Genomic DNA, 2,535 nt, shown 5'->3' with positions numbered 1-2,535 from the left:
GCGCCTCTACACCTCAGAACGAACCCGCCGAACAGCCTTGACACCCTGGCTCCACCACTACAACCATCACCGCCGACACACCGCAATCGGCGGCCCACCCATCAGCCGCTGCACCAACGTCTCCGAGCAGTACAGCTAGGCGCTCGGGTACGGCCGGCTGGTGGGGCCGGTGTAGAGCTGGCGCGGCCGGCCGATCTTGGTCTCCGGGTCCTTGATCATCTCGTGCCACTGCGCGATCCAGCCGGGCAGCCGGCCGATCGCGAACAGCACCGTGAACATCTTGGTCGGAAAGCCCATCGCCCGGTACAGCAGGCCGGTGTAGAAGTCGACGTTCGGATAGAGCTTGCGGCTGACGAAGTAGTCATCGGCCAGGGCATAGCCCTCCAGCTCCATCGCGATGTCGAGCAGGTCATCGCGCTTGCCGAGCGCCGACAGCACCTCGTCGGCGGTCTTCTTGATGATCGCCGCGCGCGGGTCGTAGTTCTTGTAGACCCGGTGCCCGAAGCCCATCAGCTTCACGCCGTCTTCCTTGTTCTTCACCCGCTCGACGAACCGTTTCACGTCGCCGTCGTCGTTGCGGATCGACTGCAGCATGTCCAGCACGGCGCTGTTGGCGCCACCGTGCAGCGGCCCGAACAGCGCGTTGATGCCGGCCGAGATCGAGGCGAACAGGTTCGCGTGCGACGAGCCGACCAGCCGCACGGTCGAGGTGGAGCAGTTCTGCTCGTGGTCGGCGTGCAGGACGAACAGCAGGTCCAGGGCGCGGACCACGGCCGGGTCGGCATGGTAGGGCTCGGCCGGGAAACCGAACGTCATCCGCAGGAAGTTCTCGACCAGGCCGAGGGAGTTGTCCGGGTAGAGGAACGGCTGCCCGACCGACTTCTTGTAGGCGTAGGCGGCGATCGTCGGCAGCTTGGCCAGCAGCCGGATGGTGGACAGGTCCACCTGCTCGGCGTTGAACGGGTCCAGCGAGTCCTGGTAGAAGGTCGACAGCGCCGACACCGCCGAGGAGAGCACCGGCATCGGGTGCGCGTCCCGGGGGAAGCCGTCGAAGAATCGCTTGAGGTCCTCGTGCAGCAGGGTGTGCCGGTTGAGCCGGGAGGTGAAGGCGGCGAGTTCGTCGGCTGAGGGCAGGTGGCCGTAGATCAGCAGGTAGCTGACCTCGGCGAAGTTGGACTTCTCGGCCAGGTCCTCGATCGGGTAACCGCGGTAGCGAAGGATGCCGGCGTCACCGTCGATGTAGGTGATCTGGGACGCGCACGACGCCGTGTTCGCGAAGCCGGGGTCGTAGGTGACCAGACCGGTGCGCGCGAGCAGCTTGCTCACGTCCACCCCGGCCGAGCCCTCGCTGGAAGGCACGACCGGCAGCTGCAGATCCTCGCCGCTGCCGGTGCGCAGTACCGCGACCTCGTCGGTCGTGGCGGTCTCAGTCATCTCAGACTCCCTTGTCCTGTTGTCCTTCAAACCCTACTTCGCGCGCCACCGGAGCCTGAACCCGAGCCGGATCGGCCTTGGCGTACCGGGCGGAGCGCCAACCATAGGATCGAGTGCATGGCCCGAATCCGTACCGAACTGGTGATCAACGCCCCAGCCGCCAGAGTCTGGGCGCTGGTGACCGACTGGCCGGCCCAGAGCCGCTGGATTCCGCTGACCACCGTGACCATCGACCGTTCCGGCTCGGAGGGCGTCACCGGGCTCGGCGCCCGGTTCACCGGCCGTACCCGGCTGGGCCCACTCGGGTTCGACGACCCGATGGAGGTCACCGAGTGGCGGCCGGCGACCGACGGCGTTGCGGGCCGGTGCCGGGTTCGCAAGCTCGGGCCGTGGCTGACCGGCTGGGCCGAGATCGAGGTGCGGCCCAGCCCCGGCGGGACCCGGGTCGAGTGGGTCGAGGAGGTGCGAGCCCGGTGGACGCCCCGGATCGCCGACCCGGTGATCGCCGCGGTCGGATCGGCGTTCTTCGGCCGGGTGCTGCGCAAGATGGCAGCCGAACTCGCACTAACGTCGCCGGAGTGATGTAGTGAAGGCATGAGCGAAACCGATGACACCGCCTTCGGCGATGAGGTCTACGTCGGCGGCGACGACGACGCGGAGTACCTGGACCAGGCCGAGACCCTGACCGGTGAGGGCGCCGAACTCGACGAGCCGCTGGACACCAGCTACTCACCGCCCGACAACAGCCCGGTCGCCACCCGGTTCGGCAACACCGCCGCGGAGCAGGCCGAGGGCGAGAGCCTGGATCAGCGGCTTGCCCAGGAGGTGCCCGACATCACTCCCGACGACGTCACCGACGAGGCGGCTCCGCGCGCCGGCCGGCTGATCGCGCCGGACGAGGGCGCCCACGAGGACCTGGAGGCCGCCCCGGTGGCCTTCGACGCAGGCAAGGCGGGCAGCGCGGCCACCGCCGAGGAGGCCGCCATGCACATCGTCGACGAGGACGAACTCAACCAGCAGCTCACCAACGAGGACGACCTGAGCAGCGATCCGGTGGACGAGTTCCGCTGAGGCGTGCCGACATCGACGCGGGCCCCCCCA

Annotated in this window: 3 protein-coding genes and 1 pseudogene; 3 read left to right on the top strand and 1 reads right to left on the bottom strand. The window is 68.4% G+C overall.

The window, feature by feature from the left end:
- Positions 1-139: pseudogene (locus VF542_RS15355) on the top strand (IS481 family transposase); the annotation flags it as partial.
- On the opposite strand, the gene VF542_RS15350 reads toward VF542_RS15355, so the two are convergent.
- Positions 136-1,434 carry a citrate synthase gene (locus VF542_RS15350; protein ID WP_408652572.1) on the bottom strand — a complete coding sequence of 433 codons (1,299 nt, stop codon included), beginning with the start codon at positions 1,432-1,434 and terminating at the stop codon, positions 136-138. The pseudogene VF542_RS15355 and the gene VF542_RS15350 sit on opposite strands and share 4 nt — an antisense overlap.
- Positions 1,435-1,551: 117 nt before the next feature.
- Here VF542_RS15350 and VF542_RS15345 point away from each other — a divergent pair, with 117 nt between their 5' ends.
- Entirely contained in the window at positions 1,552-2,016 is a 465-nt protein-coding gene (locus tag VF542_RS15345) for an SRPBCC family protein (RefSeq protein WP_408652571.1), read from the top strand.
- Positions 2,017-2,028: 12 nt separating this feature from the next.
- The gene (locus VF542_RS15340; protein WP_408652570.1) at positions 2,029-2,505 is read left to right on the top strand and encodes a DUF5709 domain-containing protein; all 477 of its coding nucleotides are present in this window, start codon (positions 2,029-2,031) and stop codon (positions 2,503-2,505) included.
- Positions 2,506-2,535: the final 30 nt, after the last annotated feature.

It is taken from the genome of Jatrophihabitans sp. (assembly GCF_036389215.1).
In the GTDB taxonomy this organism is placed as follows: Bacteria; Actinomycetota; Actinomycetes; order Mycobacteriales; family Jatrophihabitantaceae; genus Jatrophihabitans_A.
This window is presented reverse-complemented; position numbering and strand designations above follow the sequence as displayed.

Coding starts and splice junctions, on each gene's coding strand:
- VF542_RS15345 (WP_408652571.1), top strand. CDS start 1,552: ATGGCCCGAATCCGTACCGAACTGGTGATCAACGCCCCAGCCGCCAGA.
- VF542_RS15350 (WP_408652572.1), bottom strand. CDS start 1,434: ATGACTGAGACCGCCACGACCGACGAGGTCGCGGTACTGCGCACCGGC.
- VF542_RS15340 (WP_408652570.1), top strand. CDS start 2,029: ATGAGCGAAACCGATGACACCGCCTTCGGCGATGAGGTCTACGTCGGC.